The following is a 17,260-nucleotide window of genomic DNA, read 5'->3' on the forward strand; positions in this document are numbered from 1 at the left end:
CGGCGCCGGTGGGATCGTGGACGTAGTCGATGCACGCCAGGGGAATCAGCCGCGCCGCAAGCGCGGCGGGCGAGGCAGCGCCTCGCCCCTACAAGGGGTGGGCGGTGTGTCGCCGGTGCGGCATTGGTGCGGCACGGGTTGGCGCCACCGTCCCTGTCCTGTAGGGGTCAGGCGGTGCCTGACCCGCCGGCCCGGAGGGTCGGCCGACCCACGCCGATGGTCGCGGCAGTGCGGTTGCCGATCCCCGTGCGGACGGTCGGGCACGATGCATGACCGCGCCGCAGGCGCGGCGGGCGAGGCAGCGCCTCGCCCCTCCATGATGCGGCGCTGCATCACCGGTGCGACCGATACCGGCCACCGGTCGGTATCACCGGCCTCCCTGGCCCACCAGGGCCGGGGACGGGGGTCCTGCGCTGTGACCAAAACAGCGTCATGGATGAGCGAGCGCAACACGCCGCTGACTAGCGTCGCGATTTACGCGTTCGCACGGATACTCCGCAGCCGGCGGTTCCGAATGAGAATCGGGTGCGCCGTGCTGCTCTGACGATGCTGTTGGGCGGCCTTGCGATGAAGCAGCAGGATCATGAAGCGCACTGGGACGAGTGCGAGCACGATGATGCGCGTGTGAGCGTCTCGGCGGATCGCTGGTGCGGTGAGGACGAGCGCCCTCGTGCTGCCCGAGCGAGCGACGCGGCGCTGTGGGGCGCGCCAAAGGTGCTGACGGGGCACGCACTGTCCCCTGCATACGGTGCGATCGTTCGAGCGACTTGCGCGGAACGAGACGATCGCGTTCACTTGCGGCAGGATGAGCCGGTACGAATCCCATCGTCGGTCAACGTCACCGTGGAGCGTGGGCTCGATGCAGGCGATCGAACAGCGGGAACGTCTCCTGACAGCCGAGGATCTCGAGGGACTCCCCGAACAGCCGGGAGTTCGGTACGAGCTGGACGAAGGGAAGCTGGTGGAGATGCCGGGCGCTGGGGGAATCCATGCGGCGATCGTCGTGCGGCTCGTCTTGCTGCTCCACCAGTTCGTCACGAGCCGGCGGCTCGGTTTCGTGTTCGGGGACGGTCTCGGCTACATTCTCCGTCGGAATCCGGACACGGTGCGGATTCCGGACGTATCGGTGGTGCGGCGGGAGCGGGTACCGGCGGCGGGGATCCCGGAAGGGTTCTGGCCGGGGGCGCCGGACTTGGCGGTAGAGATCGTCTCGCCGCACGACCGAGCGGAGGAGGTGCACGAGCGGGTGCGGGATTATCTCGGGGCGGGGGTGCGGCTGGTCTGGGTGCTCTGGCCGAAGAGCCGGACGGTGACGGTGTACTGGCCGGACGGGACGGCGCGCGAGCTCGGGCCGGACGAGAAACTGACTGGCGGTGACGTGCTCCCCGGTTTCGAAATGACGGTCAGTGATCTCTTCCTGGTCTCCCCGGAAGCGTCTTCCGGGGAATGATCGCGCCGAGGCAGGAGTACTCCTCGGCAGGAGGCGGTCACCGGCGCGTCTCCACCGAGCGTGCGCGCGGTGTCCTTCGCGCTCTGCGTCAGATCGTGGATGTCTCTTGCCTGCCGATCGGCACGAGGAGGAGCGGAATGGTGACCCGCTCGAGGAGGCGGGCGGCCACGCTCCCAGCCAGCCAGCCGGGAAGGCCGGCTCGACCATGCGTCGTCATGACCACGAGGTCGACATCGGTCGCGAGTGCGGCGAGTTCCGCGACCACATCGCCTTGCCGGACGACCACCGTGACCGGGAGGCCGGCGGGTGCAGTGGCAGCGAGGTGCTGGAGATCCTGCTCGGCGTGCTGGCGCTCGAGTTCGAGGAGCGCAGCGGTGGCCGTGGGGAGAAAGACGGCGGGAGCACTCTCGCTGAAGCTGAGATGCTCGAGTGTCGGTACGACGCGAGCCAGCGTCACTGTTGCGGCCAGGCATCGGGCCAGCTGCCAGGCGAACGGGAGGACATGCTCGCTCGCTGGTGAACCGTCGAGCGGAATGAGGAGATGCTGGGGTGTCTCGGGGAGGAGCGAGACGGAACGTTCCGTCGCACGCAGGACGAGCGTGGGACGCTCGGCCTGTTGGAGGACCTGCTGGGCGATTCGCCCGAAGAGCAAGCCGCGCAGGCCGCCTCGTCCATGCGTCGTGAGCGCGATGAGGTCAGCGCCCAAGGCTCGGGCCTGACGAGCGATCACGGTGGCGACAGCAGCGTTGTCGGCAGCGATCACCGCGATGCGACAGAAAACGCGCTGCTCGGCCAGTTCCCGGCTGATTCGGTCCAGATAACGGGCAGCGGCTTCGGCCGTCGCGAGGTGCGGCTGACCGTGGATCCGTTCGGGCGGGGACGGTTCGAGGACGTGGAGGAGAATCAGTTCGCGGCCGCACGCACGGACGAGTCCAGCGGCGACGGGGAGGATCTGCTCGGCCAGCGATGAGCCATCGAGGGGAACGAGGATGTGCGCCAACGGGATCTCGCTCATGCGCCACTTCCCGTGAATGTCGTCCAGAGCAGCCAGAGGTTGAGCCCGATGATGAGGAGAGCGAGGATGCTCGCCACCAGTGTCGTCGGTCGCCGGTTCACCAGTGCACCCATCAGTGCCCGATCGGCGGTGAAGAGAATCAGTGGGAGGAGCGCGAACGGGATGCCGAAGCTCAAGACGACCTGGCTGATCACGAGCGTGCGTGTGGGATCGAGCCCGAGCGCGATGGCGATGAGGGCCGGGAGCATGGTGATTCCCCGGCGGAGCCAGACGGGGATCGTCCGATGAAGGAAGCCTTGCATCACCACTTGACCGGCCATCGTGCCGACCGTGGAGGAGGAAAGGCCCGACGCGAGCAGTGAGAGCGCGAACGCGGTGCTGGCCAATGGTCCGAGCAATGGCTGCAACGTGCGGTGGGCCTCCTCGATCGTCCCGACGTCGGAGAGTCCGCGGGCATGAAAGGTCGAAGCTGCCATGATGAGCATGGCAGCATTGACGAGCCCAGCGATGCCCATGGCGATCACGACGTCGAGCACCTCGAAGCGGAAGATGCGCTGTGCTTCGGCCGGCGTGCGCGGCACGATACGATGCTGGGTGAGTGCCGAGTGCAAGTAGATGACATGCGGCATGACGGTCGCTCCGAGAATTCCGGTGGCCAGCAGCACGCTTTCCGGGCCGGCGAACTCCGGGATGAGCGCATGGCGAGCGATGGCGTTCCAGTCCGGTCGCTCGAGGACCGTTTCCACGACATAGCAGCCGGCGATGACACCGACGAGACTCGTGATCACCGCTTCGATCGGCCGGTGTCCGTAGCGCTCCAGCGCGAGGATGGCGAACGTCGTGATTCCCGTCAAGATGCCACCGATCAGCAGCGGAAAGTGGAAGAGGAGAGCGAACCCGAGCGCGGCACCGAGGAACTCGGCGAGGTCGGTCGCCATGGCGACCAGTTCGGCGACGATCCACATGAGCCAGACCACGGGACGGGGGAAGCGCTCCCGGCAGAGCTCAGCGAGGTTGCGGCCAGTGGCGATACCCAGCTTGGCGGAAAGCGACTGGATCAGCATCGCAGCGAGGTTGGCGGCCAGGATGACCCAGAGAAGGGTGTAGCCGAATTGAGCGCCGCTTTCGATATTGGTCGCGTAGTTGCCAGGATCGATGTACGCCACGCTGGCAACGAAAGCTGGACCGAGGTAAGGGAGAACGCTCGCGAGTCCACGCACGCGGAGCTGCCTGGATCGGCGGGCGATCGGGGCAGTGGACGATGGTTCGCTGGGCGGCTCGTTCACATCATACCCCTCCCGATTTTAGCCAATGCTAATGATACGGCGCTCGTTTTCGACGTGCCGAGAATGCTCCGTCGCTTTCCGGTTCCGCTCGGTGGTCGGGTCGGGCTCTCCGGGTGCCCGGTGAGGGAGGAGTCGAGCGAGCTCCTGCGCGGACATCGTGGAGTGATCGCTCACCCGTGATGGTTCGGGCAGTCCTGGCTCGCGCCGTCCAGCGAGGGATCGCGAGGGATCCGCGCGTGGTTGGTTCCTCCCTCAGCCGAAACGAGACAGGGTTTTTGGTCGAGCCGTTCGTCGACGACCGCGGGGGTGTCGTGCTCGCGTTCGGTCTGATCGGGCGCAGAGTGGCTCGGCCGGCGAGCGATCATGAGGAGGCGGGAGAAGGTGCTGGTGCTCGGGGCCAGCGGCGGAGGGGACCGTGTTGCTCATCTGGATGGACTGTCGCAACGGTCGGGGCACGAGTTCGCTCTCGGGTGGACAGCGGGTCTTCCGCGCGGATCGCACCGCCGAGAGGCTTCTGGCGGGACGATGGGTGGTATGCTCCGGATACTGGTCGTGCTGACGATCCGGCAGCGGAGACGGGATGGCACGCCGAGCAGGAGACTGGTTCGCGCAAGCAGCCCACGACCTCGAACTCGCCGAGCTGGCGGCGAAGCACGGTCGGCACGAATGGGCCTGCTTCGCCGCCCAGCAGGCAGCCGAAAAGGCGCTCAAGGCGCTCCATCTGCAGCTCGGACAGGCTGTCTGGGGACACGCCGTGACGCGACTTCTGGAAGAGCTTCCACTCGCCGTTCCGGAAGAGTTGCGCGACGCGGCTCGGCGGCTGGATGCCTATTACATCGCGCCACGGTACCCGGATGCCTTTCCGGAGGGACCACCAGCACGCTACTTCGGCCCGCAGCAGAGCGAGGAGGCGATCCGTCATGCCCGTGCGATCCTCGACTTCGTCCGTGCTGCGATGGCCTGACCGCGCGGCAGTGCTCGCTGCGGTCGAGCGGTGGGCGCGGGAACTAGAGTTGCCAGGGTTGGTCGCTGTCGGTGTGTTCGGCTCGTATGCACGTGGCGATTGGGGAGTCGGTAGCGACGTCGATCTCGTCGTGATCGTCGAGCGGTCAGCACGGCCCCCGATCGAGCGGCCGCTCGATCTGCCGCTCGAGAAACTGCCGGTGCCGGCGGAAGCGATCGTCTACACGCGGGAAGAATGGGAACGTTTGCCGGAGACCAGTCCGCACTTCGCAGCGGTCCTGGCACGCGAGGCGGTGTGGGTCTTTGGGCGGCCAGACCGGCTGGCAGGAAGCGGCCCGGAGGAAGCGTTGCCTCCTCCGGGCCGCGCTGATCAACGGACCGACGAGCTTCCCTGATCGAGCACGGTTCCGTCCTCGCGGACGAATGCCCACTCGTAATGGTCAGAATAGAGCACGAGCTTCAAGACGCCATAAGCGTTGTCGATGCGCACCTCGTCGCACGGTTCGTCGGCGGCGTGGACGTCGGCATCGTACACGTTCTTGCCGCCGGTACCGACGACGAAGTGACGGACACTGCCAGTGTTGCAGACCGAGTCGGCATTCTGGATCGCATACCGCTGGTAGTTGTGGTCGTGCCCAGCCAGGGAGAGATCGACGCCGTACTGGTCGAATAGGCGATAGAGATCACCCAGACTGGACTTGTATTGACCGTAATAGTTGCCAGTTGTCCAGTAGGGGTGATGGAGGAAGACGAGAACATTCTTGCCGCGGTTGGCTTGGAGCACGTTCTGGACGAACTGGTATTGGGGCGAACCAGCGCCGCAGCCGCCGACTTTGGAGCAGTTGGAGTTGATCGCGATCGCGATCCAATTGTTGCCGAGGTCGAAGACGTAGTAGCCCTTGCTGCGGTCACCGGCGAGCGCGCCGAAGTAGTCGTAGTATCCGCTCGCTCCGGATGTCTGGTACTCGTGGTTACCCGGTACCGGCTTGGTGAGCGTCTTGAGCTGGCCCCAGGTCGGATCGTAACTCTGCTGGAACTTGGCGAGGGCACCGTCTTCGTACTGGAGGTCACCGAGCGCCAGTACGTAGGCGGGTGCGAGGCGCTTGGCGAGTTCGGCGGTGTACTTGTGACGGCAGGCTGTTGCGGTGCCGTTATTGTTGTTCCAGCTCGAGGAGCCAGGATCGCAGGCGATATCCCCGACGGCGACGACCGTGGTGGCGCCGTTGGTGGTGGGTGGTGGTGTCGGTGTGGGCGTCGGCGTCGTGGTCGGTGCCGGAGTTGGTGTCGGACTCGGGGTCGGTGTCGGGGTGGGAGTGCTCATCTGCCCGTTCGCGCGCAGGACGTCGAGGTAGGCACCATAACCGGAGCTGGTTGCCCACTCTCGTGCCGATTCCTCTGGCAACTCGAGGTCAGCGATCAGGAGTGGATCGTGTTGGCGACGAGTCACGCAGTGAGTGCACGCGCCGAGACGACGCCCTAACAGGCATGCTACAACGAGAGCAGGAAAATGGATCGATGGCTCGGAGGGAGAACCGTGACGTCGGCGACCGTCTCGTCAGGCAAGGATCAGCGGAACGTGTGGCTCGGGCCACTGGCAGGCGCAGCGGTCCTGGCCGTGCTCTTCGTGGTGGCGACGCTCGTGCGGCGAAGTTCGTTCGCCGATGAAGCCCGTCCGGTGATGATCGGTCTCTCCAGTGCGGCAGCGGCGATCATCACGGTGCAGGGGGCGCGGACTGCTGCGGCGCGTCGCGGATGGCCAGGGATCATCGCGGGCGGAGCGATGATCGCGATGGGGCTCTACACGCTCGTGCACGTGCTCCGCTGAACACTGGTCGCGACCGATAGGCTCACTCCAGTTTGCCCCACACGCTGACACGCTCGATCCGGAGCGCGATCATCGACTGCGTTTCCAGTCGCATCGCTTGGTACTGCGGATAGCGCTGGCGCAGGAGTTCGACCGCACGCGCCTGTTCCGGAGATCCCGGCGCGAGGAGTTCCGCCCGCCCGCGAAGGAGCACCCAGCCAAGCTGCGTCCAGTCTTCGTCGTACCGGTCGACGACGAGAGCGGCGCGACCGGTTTCCTCGATATTGCGGACCCGCCGGAGCGTGCGACCCGGCTGCTTCGGCTTCTCGTCGATCGGCGTGTAGATCGTGTCGTCCGCGACGACATAGCAGACCGGGACGACGTGCGGTTCGCCACCGCGGCTCACCGTGGCCAGATGCCCGACCCGCTGCTGCTCGAGAAAGGTTCGCACGAGTGGGGGCAAGGTCACTGCCATGACCGGGTTCCTGGTCTCAGAACCGGAACGCAACGATCGCTGGCGGCACCGACTGCAGGAGCTGCGTCGCTCAGCGAGTCGCCCGTTGTACCGCGCGACACGTGCGCCCGCGGGCAATGGTAGCGGAAGAGAGCCCGAGGGGTCGTGACCGGGCTTGCCACGCCCATCCGACCGGGGCCAGAGTGGGTCTGGTGTCTCGCGTGGTTCCACCCGTCTTCCGTCGATCGCTCGGGAGTGCTGGTTCATCGCCGGTGCCAGGCGTTCCGGCATGACCGGTGTCGGTAAGCACGCACTCGTGCAGGGTCGCAGTACCCATCGACTCGATGGGCGCAAGGCGGTTGCCCATTGACGGGAGCGGTTCGTCATGTCACTTTCGCTGAGAGCGAGCGCTGAACGAGAGGAGCACGACGATGGAGCGGGTGGTGATCTATCCGGAGGAAATTCTGGAAGGTGCACCGATGCAGCAACGGGATCGCTCGGTGCGCGATCTCAAGCTCATCTACCCGGAGACGGGTTTCCGTGCAATGACGCTGTGTCTCGGCGTGGTGGAGATCGAACCCGGACACCACAGTCCCCTGCATCGACACAACTGCGAAGAGGTCTACTACGTCGTGCAAGGGATGGGCGAGTTGGAATCGGATGGGGTGCGCTACCCGCTGCGGCCAGGCTGCGCCGCACTGAACCGCCCGAACGTGCTGCATCGGGTGTTCAATACGGGAAGCGAAACACTCCGCCTCGTCGTGGTGGCCGGGATCATGCTGGTTCCCCTCCTCCCGCAGTGGCCGACTCCCTCGCCGTACGAGGTGTTCGAGGGCGATACGGCCGGGACGGACTAGCCACAAGCTGCGGTGCCGAACGGTGTGCACGAGGCGGAGGTGCGGCGCTTTCCCGCCAGCCTTCGCGCGACGATACTGCGGAGCGCTCGGTGAGCGAGCGCTGGGTCGCAGCAGCGGGCGAGGTTCGCGGGCATGTGCAGGGTCGATCATCTCGTACCGGGTGTTTCGCGACTCGCGGACTCTCGTTCTCGGTGCCTGCAGGCTGGACTCGGTAGAAGCGCACGGTCGACGAGTGCGTCTGTCGGGCCGCAGCTGGCCCTTGCGAGCTCGGCTCCTGCAGGGAGCAGTGCGGCTCGCCGCACCGCGTGCTCTGTCGCCGGTGGTTCGGCCCAGACGACGGTTCACCGCTTGACGGTTCGCGACCGTTCAGCTAGACTCCCCAGCGGTACCCGGCGGTGGTCACTGGACCGCGCGGGGAGGGGACAGGAGATGGCGAAGCGGCCCTGCTTGGGAGCGAATCGATCGAGCCGACGACCGGGTGCTTGCACGTGCCAGCGCGGTCGTTGCCGCGTCGTTCCACCCTGCCCCACGATGATCGGGGTCTATTCCTACTGGCCCCGGATCTGCGACTGTCGCCCCTGAGTTCTTTCCCACTACCGGTCGAAGGGTTTGCGTACGCGAGCCAGCGTGGTGCCGTCTGGTCACCTGACCGGTGACCAGCAGCAGACTGCGTCCCATCGTCTGGTCGAGCGTCTAGCGTGTCGTGCCTGTTCGAGCGAACGGGAGGGTGCTCTCATGCCGTTGTTTCTCGCGGAATACCGCATCGATGCGACCGATCGAGCGCAGCTGGAGCCGCTCTTTGCGGTGATCGACCGAGCGACTCGGGAGGGAGGAGGCGAGGTTATCGAGTTTCAGGTGGGCCAGGATCTGGCTGTGCTCTACGCGGTACTCGAGCACGCTGATGGCCAGGCTCTCCGCCACGAGCTCGAGCGAGCGGGCGCGGCCCCGCACGATTTCGCGCCGGTCCGCCTGGTCGGCCAGAGTTTGGACGAGGTCAAGGCCCAGCGTGGTGCAGCCAATTACCTGGTCGAGTGGGACTTGCCGGCTAGTCTCACGATGGAGGCTTATCTCCAGCGCAAGGCCGAGAAGTCGCCGCTCTACGCCCAGGTGCCGGAGGTGCGTTTCCTCCGCACCTATGTCCGCGAGGACATGGCGAAGTGCGTCTGCCTCTACGCGGCGCCGGACGAGGAAGCGGTGCGCCGGGCGCGACAGGTCGTCAGTGCCCCGGTCGATCGTTTGACGCGCGTCTGCTCGTGAGGAGGCGGCGATGACCGGGACGCTCGCGGCGACGCTGATCGACAGGGCGTTCCAGGAGCGACTCGGCGCGTTGTTGGAAGAACGCGCACCCTGGATCGACGCAGCTGAGCTCCCTGCCCAGTCGACGGTGCGTCTGCTGGTAACGGAAGGGTTGCTCCCGACGGTGGAACGCGCGAGCCCCCGCGTGCCCGCGCCGTTCGATCTTTTGCGTGCGGGGGAGCTTCTCGCGACCGTGGCCTGGTTCGACCTGGCCAGTGCTTTCTCGCTCTGGTGCCACATGATGACCATGCTGTACCTCGCCTGGGCGGAGCCTGGCTCTGTTCTGCGCGAACAGTGGCTGGGCGAATTGACACGAGCCGAGCGTGACGGAAGCACAGCGCTGGCGACGGCGCTCGGTCATGCGCAGACAGGACGCCCCTTGCCGGTGCAGGCGAGCGGGCACGCGAGTGGCGGGCTCGTCTTGAACGGTTTCGTTCCCTGGGCCTCGAACCTGACGGAACGCTTTCTGGTGGTGACGCCTGTGCAATCAGGCTCGGACACGCTGGTCGTAGCGGTACCGAGCGAGACACCAGGCGTGTTCGTCGAGCCGTATCCGCGGCTGCTCGCCCTGCAGGCAACCGCAAGCACGACGTTGCGCTTCCAGGACGCGCTGGTCGCCTCCGAGTTCGTGCTGGCTCGCGATGCACTGGCCTTCCTGCGCACCGTGCAACCAGCCTTTCTGGCGCTGCAAGCGAGCTTCTGCTGGGGATTGGCGGCCCGGGCACTCGCCGAAGCACGAGGACACCTCCGCGGTGTCAACGTGGTCTTCGAGCCGGACATCGCCGAGGCCGAAGCGGAGCTCACCGCGGCAGCCAGGGCGCTACGGAGCCTCCTGGCGCAGGCGCTCGGGTCGGCGGATCACGAACTCCGCTGCCGAGCATTGGAACTCCGGTTGGCCACGATGCGCCTGGCTTGTCGGGCAGTAGCGCTCGAGGCGAAGACCAAAGGCGGGCAGGCCTATCGGGCGGAGAGCGGGACAGCGCGGAGGCTCCGCGAGTCGCTCTTTCTCCCGATCCAGACACCGACGGAAGGACAACTCCTATGGGAACTGCAGCGATCGAACTGGTCGACGTGACGAAGACGTATGGACACGGGCGGCGTGTCCGCGCGGTACTCGCCGGCGTGTCCTGCACGATCCCGTTCGGAGCAGTCACCGTGCTGCTCGGGCCGAGCGGAGTGGGGAAGTCGACGCTGCTGCGCCTGATGGCGGGCCTCGAGGCACCGTCCAGCGGCGTCGTGCGCTATGGAACGGGCATCGAGCCGCGCCGCGATGTGCGACTGGTCTTTCAAGAGCCGAATCTTTTGCCCTGGTTGACAGTCGCCGACAACGTGACGCTGGGGTTCCGCTTTGCGCTCAACCGCGGACGAGCGGACTTTGGCCTCGTCGCCGAGTTGCTCGACCGCTTGGGGGTGAGCGAGTTGGCCGAGGTGTATCCGGAGACGCTTTCCGGTGGGCAAGCTCAGCGTGTCAATCTGGCGCGCGCACTGGCTACCCGGCCCCGCCTCGTGCTGCTGGATGAGCCGTTTGCGGCGCTGGATCCCGTGACGCGACGCGAGTCCCAGCGCTGGTTGCGTGAACTCGTCGCTGAGCTCGGACTCACTGCCGTGCTGGTGACCCACGACCTGGAGGAGGCATTGGCGGTAGGAGACCAGCTCATCCTGCTCGGTGGTCAGCCGGCGAGCGTCGTCGGCTGGTGGCAGGTGGCCGAGTATGCGCCCGATGAACTCCGGCGTGCCCTGCTGAACGGGTACGGGATGGTGCAGGGTTCAGCAGCATCGGTCGAGTCGTTCGTGGTGGGGAGGTTTCGGTGAAGCGAGGAATGACGCGACGGACGTTCTTACGTCGAGCGGCGACCACGCTCTCGCTCACTCCGCTCCTCGCTGCGTGCGGCAGTGCAGAAAAGAGTGAAACTCCGGCAACGAGTAGCGCCGCTGGGGGTAGCCCGACGGTCGTGGTACCCAGCCAGCGGACGTCCACGGCCACCGCGAGCGGGCAACTGCGTATCGGTTACTTGCCCATCACTGATGCGGCCCCGTTGCTGCTCGCTCATGCGAAAGGATTCTATCGAGAGGAAGGTCTCTCTGTCGAACAGCCGACCATGTTCCGGAGCTGGGCGCAGGTTGCCGAAGCGTTCCAGGCACGACAAGTCGACGTCGTTCATCTCCTGATGCCACTGGCCATTTGGATGCGTTTTGGGCAGCAGGTGCCTGTCAAACTGGTGGCCTGGGATCATGTGAACGGCTCGGCACTCACGGTGGCGGAGCGGATCGAGCGCCTGGAAGATCTTGCCGGCGCGACCGTTGCGATCCCCTTCTGGTACTCGATCCACAACGTGTTGCTCCAGCGTTTGCTGGAGCGAGCAGGGTTGCGCCCGATTCTGGAAGGCCAGCCCTCGGCCAGCGAGCGGACGGTGAAACTCGTCGTGCTGGCACCGGCGGACATGGCTCCGGCACTGGCGAACGGCTCGATTGCTGGGTATATCGTAGCCGAGCCGTTCAATGCGCTCGCGGAAGTCCAAAAAGCAGGGAAAATCCTGCGCTTTAGCGGGGATGTGTGGCTGGACCATGCCTGTTGTGTCGTCATGCTGCATGAGGAGGAATGCGTGTCGCGCCCGGACTGGGCTCAGGCGGTGGTGCGGGCGGTCGTACGAGCGCAGCGGTTCGCCCGCGAGAACCGTGCCGAGGCGGCGCAGCTTCTCGCCAAGCGAGGGGATCGCGGGTACCTTCCGCAACCGCTGCAAGCGATCGAGCGTGTCCTGCTCGACCATGACCACGACCGCTATGTCCGAGAGGGAGTCATCCGTCATCCGGAGTGGAGCGCTGCACGGATCGATTTCCGTCCCTACCCGTTTTCCTCATATACGGCGGCGCTGATCGAGCATTTGCGACGGACGCGTGTCCAGGGTGATGCCAGCTTCCTCCAGCAGCTCGATCCCCTGCGCGCCCACGAGGAACTCGTCGACGATCGTTTCGTCCGGCAGGCTCTCACCGAGGAAGGTGGGCCGGCTGTCTTCGGGTTACCGGAATCGCTCGAGCGGGAGGAGCTGATCGACCCATGACGGTACGGCACCATGTCCGAGAGACGCTCGTCGGACTCGCCGGCATCGCGCTGCTCGTCCTGTTCTGGTGGGCAGCGACCTCGTTTCTCCCGCCGGTGGGGGCTTTCGCTCGCCGCTTTGCCCCCGAGTTCGCGTTGCGAGCGCTCGGTGAACTCGCGGCGAGCGGCCTGCTCTGGCCGCATCTCGTGGCGAGCGCTCAGCGAGTCGGTGTTGGGTTAGCGCTGAGTGCGCTCCTGGGTATTCCGCTCGGTGTGGTCATCGGGAGTGTCCCCTGGATCGCCCGGCTCCTCGGTCCGAGCCTGCAGCTCGTCCGCATGGTCTCTCCGCTGGCCTGGATGCCGCTCGCGCTGCTCGTTTTCGGTGCGGGGAGTCGTTCGGTCGTGTTCTTGATCGTTCTGGCGACGCTCTGGCCGATCGTTTTGAGCACTGCCGATGGGGTTATGCGCGTGGACCCTCGCTGGTTGCTGGTCGGACGGAGTCTGGGGGCTTCCCGGTGGGAACTGCTCCGCACCATCGTCTGGCCGGGGATACGACCGCGTGTCCTGGGCGGAATGCGTCTGGCGGTCGGTGTGGCCTGGATCGTCCTCGTGCCAGCCGAGATGTTGGGTGTCGATTCCGGCCTGGGTTATGCCATCCTGGACGCACGGGACCGGCTCGACTATGGTGAACTGATGGCTGTACTCCTGGTGATCGGAATGAGCGGTCTCGCCCTGGATGGCCTGGCACGGGTCGTCCTGCGGGAGCGGCCTCTCGTACGCCGGCGAGGACGGCGCGAGTCGCTCGTGGTCGCGGTTGCCGAACGAGGAAACTGAGATCCGTTGGACCGCTCGCGGGGAAGCAGCCCCGCGACGGTCCAGTCGTCCGGACAGGGAACGGGCCGGTCAGGAGCTGCGAGCGGGATGAGCGTCCATTGACCGATCGGCGAAACGCAAAGCATGACCGGATAGCCGGTTGCAACATGGGTGAGAAAATCGCTCACCCAGGTTGAGTAGTCGCGTTCGGGACAGAGCTGCTCGGCCTGGTCGCGGAGATCGCTCGCTCCTTCTCGTGTCTCCGGGACACTGATACCAGGGACACGAGCGGCGATGCGCCGGATCAGAAGAGCGGCCAGCGCCTCCGTCCGGTCGAGTAGCACTCGGCACTGCGACGAGGATCGCCATTCCCGGCTCGAGTACCAGGCTGTTCCGTGTACAGCAGGCTTCCAGATCAGCGGCGGTCACGAGCTCACCCGGGGAGAGCGCCTCGCGACCGTGCAGTGCTGCCACGTCGAGCAGGGCGCCCGGAACGACGAGCGGCGGCACTGTCTCGACGCCGAGATGGGTGAGGCCCCGCGGTCCGGCGACAGTGATGGCATCGATGTCGCCATGCAAGCGCCCGTGCCATGCCTGGTGACACGGGGCATCGATGTGAGTTCCGGTATGCTCCATGAGGAGGAGCAGGCCAGAAGCGGAGGAACGAGGACCAGCCGATGGACCGGCCGGGGGATCGCTGTGCCGGCGATGGAGCGCATAGGAATACCCTGGCCGGTGAGCAGGATAGATCGGCATCTCCGGGGTGCGCGGCTGTTCGAGATCGAAGACGAGCACGTCCTGTCCCGCGAGCCGACCTCGCGCTGGCATCGGCGGCCTCCTCCTCACCCCCGACGGTTGGTCCGCTCGAGATAGTCCATCGCGGTGCGATAGCGTTGGCTATCGATCATGCCGCTCTCGAAGTAGTAGGTGAGCATCGTGCGCAACCGCAAGATCGGCATGACATGATACCCGTGAGCATGGAGACGCTCGGCTCCCCCTTGCTCGCGATCGATCAGCACGATGAAGTCGCGCACGGTGAGACCAGCTTCTTCCAGAATGCGAGCGGTGCGGAGCAAGCTGGTGCCCCCGGTCATCAGGTCGTCGATCACCAGCACTGTCTGCCCAGGGACGATGCGACCTTCCAACGCTGGTTCCTGAGCGTCGGGACGCACGTAGATGAGCGGGGTATCGCTGACCAGGGCGTAGGCAGTGGCCAGGTGAAGACCGCCCATGGGGACGCCAGCGACGGCTGCGAACGAGGCGAGACGTGGTCGTCGCCGGGCCTGGTCAGCTTGAATTTCGTGGTGAATCAGGTGGGCGATCCGACGCAGCAGCGCCGGTTCGCTGATCAAAACGCGTGGGTTGATGTAGATCGGAGAACGACCAGCTGTGGGACCGAGATCGAACTCGCCGAACAGGACGCCGCCGAGCTCGAACAAGGCGCGCGCGATGTCGAGATTGGTTTCGGTACCGAAGAGCACGTCTCCCTCACCTCCGCCGAGATCTCGTCTCAGTTCCACCGGCCGCGTCGACCTGCGTCGAATCGGCATGATCGGCTCGGTGCCGTGTGCCTGTCGTCCGACTGGTCGTGGGGACGAAGCCACGCTCTCCGCCCGGCGGACCTGACACGTCTCTCGTAGTATAGCGAGAAAGGTGACGCACGTGGACTACTTTGCGGCACTCCGCTTCCTCCGCGATCGCGCTGGCTATGACCGTGGGTTCGTGGTCAATCCGTTCGCTGACGAGGGGATCGGCTTGGCACGGACCGCATGGCTCTGCTCGGCGCTGGGCGATCCCCACCGACGGTACCGGAGCGTGCACATCGCGGGGACGAAAGGCAAGGGCTCGACCGCTGCCCTGCTCTCGTCGATGTTGCAGGCAGCGGGGTATCGGGTAGGGCTGTACACTTCCCCGCACCTCCACACCTTGCGCGAACGGATCCAGATCGATGGTCAACCGATCGCACCAGAGACATTCGGCACGCTGATGGCCGAGCTGGCGGAGGTCGATGCGGCCTTGCAGCGTGCGCACCCGGACTGGGGGGCAGCGACTGCGTTCGAGCTGGTGACCGTGCTCGCCTTTGCGGCCTTCGCCCGCGTGCCGGTCGATATTGCCGTTATCGAGGTCGGCCTCGGTGGGCGCCTGGATGCCACCAACGTGATCCTGCCCGACGTAGCACTCATCACCCGCATCGGTTATGACCACATGGCGATCCTCGGCTCGACGCTCGCGGCGATCGCCCGCGAGAAGGCGGGGATCGTCAAGCCGGGGCGTCCGGTCGTCTCGGCTCCGCAAGAACCGGAGGCCACGCGAGTGATCGAAGCGGTGGCACAGGAGCGAGGCGCACCGCTCTGGCTCGGTGGGAGGGACTGGCAGGTCACGGGGACGTGGCGCCGTTTCGCGTTTCACGCTCCGGGTTGGGAACTCGCTGACCTCGCGCTCGCGCTCCGCGGCTCTCACCAGGTGGAAAACGCCGGCGTGGCGCTGGCGAGTCTGCCCTGGTTGGCCCGCGTCGAGATGGTCGCTCCTGAGTCGGCGATCCGCCAGGGTCTGGCGACCGCTGTCTGGCCGGGTCGACTCGAGTTGCTGCGCGAAAACCCGTCGGTGGTCGTGGATGGAGCACACAACCGCGAGTCGGCCCAGCGCCTGGCCGAGGCCGTGCACGAGAGCTTCCGCTGGCGACGACTCTGGCTCGTCCTGGGGATCATGCGGGACAAGGAGATCGAGCGGATCGTGGCGGCACTCGCACCGCTCGCTGATGCGTTGTTCGCGGTCGAGGGATTCGCACCGCGAGCAGCATCGGCGGAACGACTGCTGGCAGCGTGGGCAGCGAGCACGGTGGGGAAGCCGGCCGCGAGCTACCGCTCCGTCGAGGACGCGCTCAGGGCAGCACTGGAGCAGGCTGACCCCGCGGATCTCGTCCTCGTCACCGGATCGCTCAGCATGGTGGCTGCGGCGCGCGAGGCTCTCGGGGTAGCGGTGAGCGACCCACGCGAGCGGGAACTTCTCCTGGGCTGAACGATGTGAGCAGGCTTATCGCGTTCGATTGGCAGCGGCCCAGGTTCGCGAGCGCGATCGGCCTCCCGACGCGATGCTTGGAGGCGGTCATCTGGTAGACTGAAGACCGTCAGCCTCTCGAGGTGCGAGGATGGCGGAGCCGCCTGCCCAGGAAAGACCGGAGGAAGGGCGTGCATCGAAGGACGTCTGGCGGCGGTGGCAGTCCGCGCGGCGGATCGTTGCTGTGACGCTCATCGCTGGCATGCTGGCTGCTGGTGGCTGGGTAGCCTGGTACGTCGTCCAACTCGGGTCGGCCGCGAACGAGGCGTATCACGACATCTTCGTGACACCAGCCCCGCGCCCGTCAGCACCAGTTACGAGTGCTCCACGACCGAGCGTTCCGCCAACGACGATCCGCTCGTCGACGCCGACAGCGACGCCGACGGAGTTTCCGGAGTGGCGCGGCAGCGAGCCGGTTACCGTTTTGCTCGTCGGGATCGATACGACACCTGAACGAGCCGGTGCGGGATCTCTCCCGCTGGCGGATGCGATCATCCTGGCCCAGCTCGATCCGGTCGGCAAACGGGCGGTCATGTTGTCGATCCCGCGCGATCTGCTGGTCGAGATCCCGGGTATCGGATGGGATCGCATCAATGCCGCCTATGCAGCCGGTGAAGCCAGCGGTTCGAGTGGTCCAGCACTGCTGGTCGCCGCCATCGAGCGCAACTTTGCCGTGCACGTCGATGGCTTCGCCGAAGTCGACTTCGCCGGGTTTGTCCGGATCGTCGATCTTCTCGGTGGTATCGTGGTCGATGTGCCAGCGCCGATCAAGGACGACATGTTTCCGGGCCCGAACTTCAGCTACCAGCGCCTCTCTTTCGCGCCTGGCCTGCAGTGGATGGACGGTTCCCGGACGCTGGCCTATGTGCGCACGCGACACGACGACAATGACCTGGCGCGCGGTCTCCGCCAGCAGCAAGTCCTCCGCGCGCTCCCGGAGCGCGCGCTTCGTCTCGATGCCCTGCGCCGGGCACCGCAACTGCTCGCGGCACTCGGGGATGCGGTGCGGACTGACCTAACGCCCCAGCAGGTGCTCGGTTTGGCCCGACTGGCCCTCGAGCTCGATGCGAGTCGCATCACCTCGGCCTCCCTCGCCGGTATGGTGCAGGATGCGACGCTGCCGCGCGGGGCTGCGGTGCTCGTCGGACATTGGCCCGCGATCCGATCAGAGGTCGCTCGTCTCTTCGGCCCGCCGAAAACGAGCAGCGTGCGGTAGGCTTGGGCCACC

Annotated in this window: 19 protein-coding genes; 12 read left to right on the plus strand and 7 right to left on the minus strand. The window is 66.2% G+C overall.

Features of this window, described 5'->3' with window-relative positions; translation table 11 throughout:
• Positions 1 to 474: 474 nt before the first annotated feature.
• A complete protein-coding gene (locus TRD_RS10275; RefSeq protein WP_041437245.1) occupies positions 475 to 729 on the minus strand; it encodes a hypothetical protein in 255 nt (84 codons plus the stop codon).
• A 130-nt stretch (positions 730 to 859) separates the two neighbouring features.
• On the opposite strand from TRD_RS10275, the gene TRD_RS10280 reads away from it, so the two are divergent.
• Entirely contained in the window at positions 860 to 1,450 is a 591-nt protein-coding gene (locus TRD_RS10280; RefSeq protein ID WP_012642384.1) for a Uma2 family endonuclease, read from the plus strand.
• Positions 1,451 to 1,538: 88 nt separating this feature from the next.
• On the opposite strand, the gene TRD_RS10285 is transcribed toward TRD_RS10280, so the two are convergent.
• Positions 1,539 to 2,465: a universal stress protein gene (locus TRD_RS10285; RefSeq protein WP_012642637.1), complete on the minus strand. Its 927-nt coding sequence runs from the start codon at positions 2,463 to 2,465 to the stop codon at positions 1,539 to 1,541.
• On the minus strand, positions 2,462 to 3,685 hold the full coding sequence (locus TRD_RS10290) for an Nramp family divalent metal transporter (protein ID WP_338064953.1): 1,224 nt from the start codon (positions 3,683 to 3,685) through the stop codon (positions 2,462 to 2,464). Before TRD_RS10290 ends, TRD_RS10285 begins: the two co-directional genes overlap by 4 nt.
• A gap of 646 nt (positions 3,686 to 4,331) precedes the next feature.
• Between TRD_RS10290 and TRD_RS10300 the strand changes: the two genes are divergently transcribed.
• Together TRD_RS10300 and TRD_RS10305 are read left to right on the plus strand one after the other, a co-directional pair.
• Positions 4,332 to 4,715, plus strand: a complete 384-nt coding sequence (locus tag TRD_RS10300) for a HEPN domain-containing protein (RefSeq protein WP_012642955.1) — start codon at positions 4,332 to 4,334, stop codon at positions 4,713 to 4,715.
• Positions 4,672 to 5,109: a nucleotidyltransferase domain-containing protein gene (locus TRD_RS10305; RefSeq protein WP_041437249.1), complete on the plus strand. Its 438-nt coding sequence runs from the start codon at positions 4,672 to 4,674 to the stop codon at positions 5,107 to 5,109. The genes TRD_RS10300 and TRD_RS10305 overlap by 44 nt, the downstream gene beginning before the upstream one ends.
• Here TRD_RS10305 and TRD_RS10310 read toward each other — a convergent pair.
• Positions 5,085 to 6,161 (minus strand): metallophosphoesterase family protein, encoded by a 1,077-nt coding sequence (locus TRD_RS10310; RefSeq protein ID WP_012643120.1) that lies wholly within the window; start codon positions 6,159 to 6,161, stop codon positions 5,085 to 5,087. The two genes, TRD_RS10305 and TRD_RS10310, sit on opposite strands and share 25 nt — an antisense overlap.
• Before the next feature lie 87 nt (positions 6,162 to 6,248).
• Here TRD_RS10310 and TRD_RS10315 point away from each other — a divergent pair, with 87 nt between their 5' ends.
• Positions 6,249 to 6,539: a hypothetical protein gene (locus TRD_RS10315; RefSeq protein WP_012642387.1), complete on the plus strand. Its 291-nt coding sequence runs from the start codon at positions 6,249 to 6,251 to the stop codon at positions 6,537 to 6,539.
• Between the two features lie 22 nt (positions 6,540 to 6,561).
• Here the strand turns inward: TRD_RS10315 and TRD_RS10320 are convergent, their stop codons facing one another.
• Complete coding sequence (locus TRD_RS10320; RefSeq protein WP_012643102.1) at positions 6,562 to 6,993, minus strand: TIGR03668 family PPOX class F420-dependent oxidoreductase; 432 nt, start codon at positions 6,991 to 6,993, stop codon at positions 6,562 to 6,564.
• A 410-nt stretch (positions 6,994 to 7,403) separates the two neighbouring features.
• Here TRD_RS10320 and TRD_RS10325 point away from each other — a divergent pair, with 410 nt between their 5' ends.
• From TRD_RS10325 to TRD_RS10350, 6 genes are all read left to right on the plus strand, one after another.
• The gene (locus TRD_RS10325) at positions 7,404 to 7,829 is read left to right on the plus strand and encodes a cupin domain-containing protein (protein WP_012643048.1); all 426 of its coding nucleotides are present in this window, start codon (positions 7,404 to 7,406) and stop codon (positions 7,827 to 7,829) included.
• Between the two features lie 735 nt (positions 7,830 to 8,564).
• Positions 8,565 to 9,086, plus strand: a complete 522-nt coding sequence (locus tag TRD_RS10330; RefSeq protein ID WP_012643144.1) for a DUF4242 domain-containing protein — start codon at positions 8,565 to 8,567, stop codon at positions 9,084 to 9,086.
• A 10-nt stretch (positions 9,087 to 9,096) separates the two neighbouring features.
• Positions 9,097 to 10,200 carry an acyl-CoA/acyl-ACP dehydrogenase gene (locus TRD_RS10335; RefSeq protein WP_012642457.1) on the plus strand — a complete coding sequence of 368 codons (1,104 nt, stop codon included), beginning with the start codon at positions 9,097 to 9,099 and terminating at the stop codon, positions 10,198 to 10,200.
• Positions 10,167 to 10,937, plus strand: a complete 771-nt coding sequence (locus TRD_RS10340; RefSeq protein WP_012642530.1) for an ABC transporter ATP-binding protein — start codon at positions 10,167 to 10,169, stop codon at positions 10,935 to 10,937. Before TRD_RS10335 ends, TRD_RS10340 begins: the two co-directional genes overlap by 34 nt.
• A complete protein-coding gene (locus tag TRD_RS10345) occupies positions 10,934 to 12,184 on the plus strand; it encodes an ABC transporter substrate-binding protein (RefSeq protein ID WP_012642624.1) in 1,251 nt (416 codons plus the stop codon). The genes TRD_RS10340 and TRD_RS10345 overlap by 4 nt, the downstream gene beginning before the upstream one ends.
• The gene (locus tag TRD_RS10350; protein WP_012642810.1) at positions 12,181 to 12,996 is read left to right on the plus strand and encodes an ABC transporter permease; all 816 of its coding nucleotides are present in this window, start codon (positions 12,181 to 12,183) and stop codon (positions 12,994 to 12,996) included. The genes TRD_RS10345 and TRD_RS10350 overlap by 4 nt, the downstream gene beginning before the upstream one ends.
• 69 nt (positions 12,997 to 13,065) lie before the next feature.
• Here TRD_RS10350 and TRD_RS13850 read toward each other — a convergent pair whose 3' ends face one another.
• Both TRD_RS13850 and TRD_RS10360 read right to left on the minus strand, forming a co-directional pair.
• Positions 13,066 to 13,803: a cyclase family protein gene (locus tag TRD_RS13850; RefSeq protein WP_012642911.1), complete on the minus strand. Its 738-nt coding sequence runs from the start codon at positions 13,801 to 13,803 to the stop codon at positions 13,066 to 13,068.
• Positions 13,804 to 13,817: 14 nt separating this feature from the next.
• The gene (locus tag TRD_RS10360; protein ID WP_226980754.1) at positions 13,818 to 14,495 is read right to left on the minus strand and encodes an orotate phosphoribosyltransferase; all 678 of its coding nucleotides are present in this window, start codon (positions 14,493 to 14,495) and stop codon (positions 13,818 to 13,820) included.
• Between the two features lie 142 nt (positions 14,496 to 14,637).
• Between TRD_RS10360 and TRD_RS10365 the strand changes: the two genes are divergently transcribed.
• Positions 14,638 to 15,993, plus strand: coding sequence for a bifunctional folylpolyglutamate synthase/dihydrofolate synthase (locus TRD_RS10365; RefSeq protein WP_143714769.1), 1,356 nt, complete (start codon positions 14,638 to 14,640; stop codon positions 15,991 to 15,993).
• Positions 15,994 to 16,123: 130 nt separating this feature from the next.
• The gene (locus tag TRD_RS10370; RefSeq protein ID WP_052294130.1) at positions 16,124 to 17,248 is read left to right on the plus strand and encodes an LCP family protein; all 1,125 of its coding nucleotides are present in this window, start codon (positions 16,124 to 16,126) and stop codon (positions 17,246 to 17,248) included.
• Positions 17,249 to 17,260 lie beyond the last annotated feature (12 nt).

It is taken from the genome of Thermomicrobium roseum DSM 5159 (assembly GCF_000021685.1).
Classification (GTDB): domain Bacteria; phylum Chloroflexota; class Chloroflexia; order Thermomicrobiales; family Thermomicrobiaceae; genus Thermomicrobium; species Thermomicrobium roseum.

What these genes read in the sequence shown, in the direction of transcription:
- TRD_RS10330 (WP_012643144.1), top strand. Translation starts at nt 8,565, where the DNA reads ATGCCGTTGTTTCTCGCGGAATACCGCATCGATGCGACCGATCGAGCG.
- TRD_RS13850 (WP_012642911.1), bottom strand. Translation starts at nt 13,803, where the DNA reads ATGCCAGCGCGAGGTCGGCTCGCGGGACAGGACGTGCTCGTCTTCGAT.
- TRD_RS10280 (WP_012642384.1), top strand. Translation starts at nt 860, where the DNA reads ATGCAGGCGATCGAACAGCGGGAACGTCTCCTGACAGCCGAGGATCTC.
- TRD_RS10340 (WP_012642530.1), top strand. Translation starts at nt 10,167, where the DNA reads ATGGGAACTGCAGCGATCGAACTGGTCGACGTGACGAAGACGTATGGA.
- TRD_RS10300 (WP_012642955.1), top strand. Translation starts at nt 4,332, where the DNA reads ATGGCACGCCGAGCAGGAGACTGGTTCGCGCAAGCAGCCCACGACCTC.
- TRD_RS10350 (WP_012642810.1), top strand. Translation starts at nt 12,181, where the DNA reads ATGACGGTACGGCACCATGTCCGAGAGACGCTCGTCGGACTCGCCGGC.
- TRD_RS10335 (WP_012642457.1), top strand. Translation starts at nt 9,097, where the DNA reads ATGACCGGGACGCTCGCGGCGACGCTGATCGACAGGGCGTTCCAGGAG.
- TRD_RS10325 (WP_012643048.1), top strand. Translation starts at nt 7,404, where the DNA reads ATGGAGCGGGTGGTGATCTATCCGGAGGAAATTCTGGAAGGTGCACCG.
- TRD_RS10285 (WP_012642637.1), bottom strand. Translation starts at nt 2,465, where the DNA reads ATGAGCGAGATCCCGTTGGCGCACATCCTCGTTCCCCTCGATGGCTCA.
- TRD_RS10320 (WP_012643102.1), bottom strand. Translation starts at nt 6,993, where the DNA reads ATGGCAGTGACCTTGCCCCCACTCGTGCGAACCTTTCTCGAGCAGCAG.
- TRD_RS10370 (WP_052294130.1), top strand. Translation starts at nt 16,124, where the DNA reads ATGGCGGAGCCGCCTGCCCAGGAAAGACCGGAGGAAGGGCGTGCATCG.
- TRD_RS10305 (WP_041437249.1), top strand. Translation starts at nt 4,672, where the DNA reads ATGCCCGTGCGATCCTCGACTTCGTCCGTGCTGCGATGGCCTGACCGC.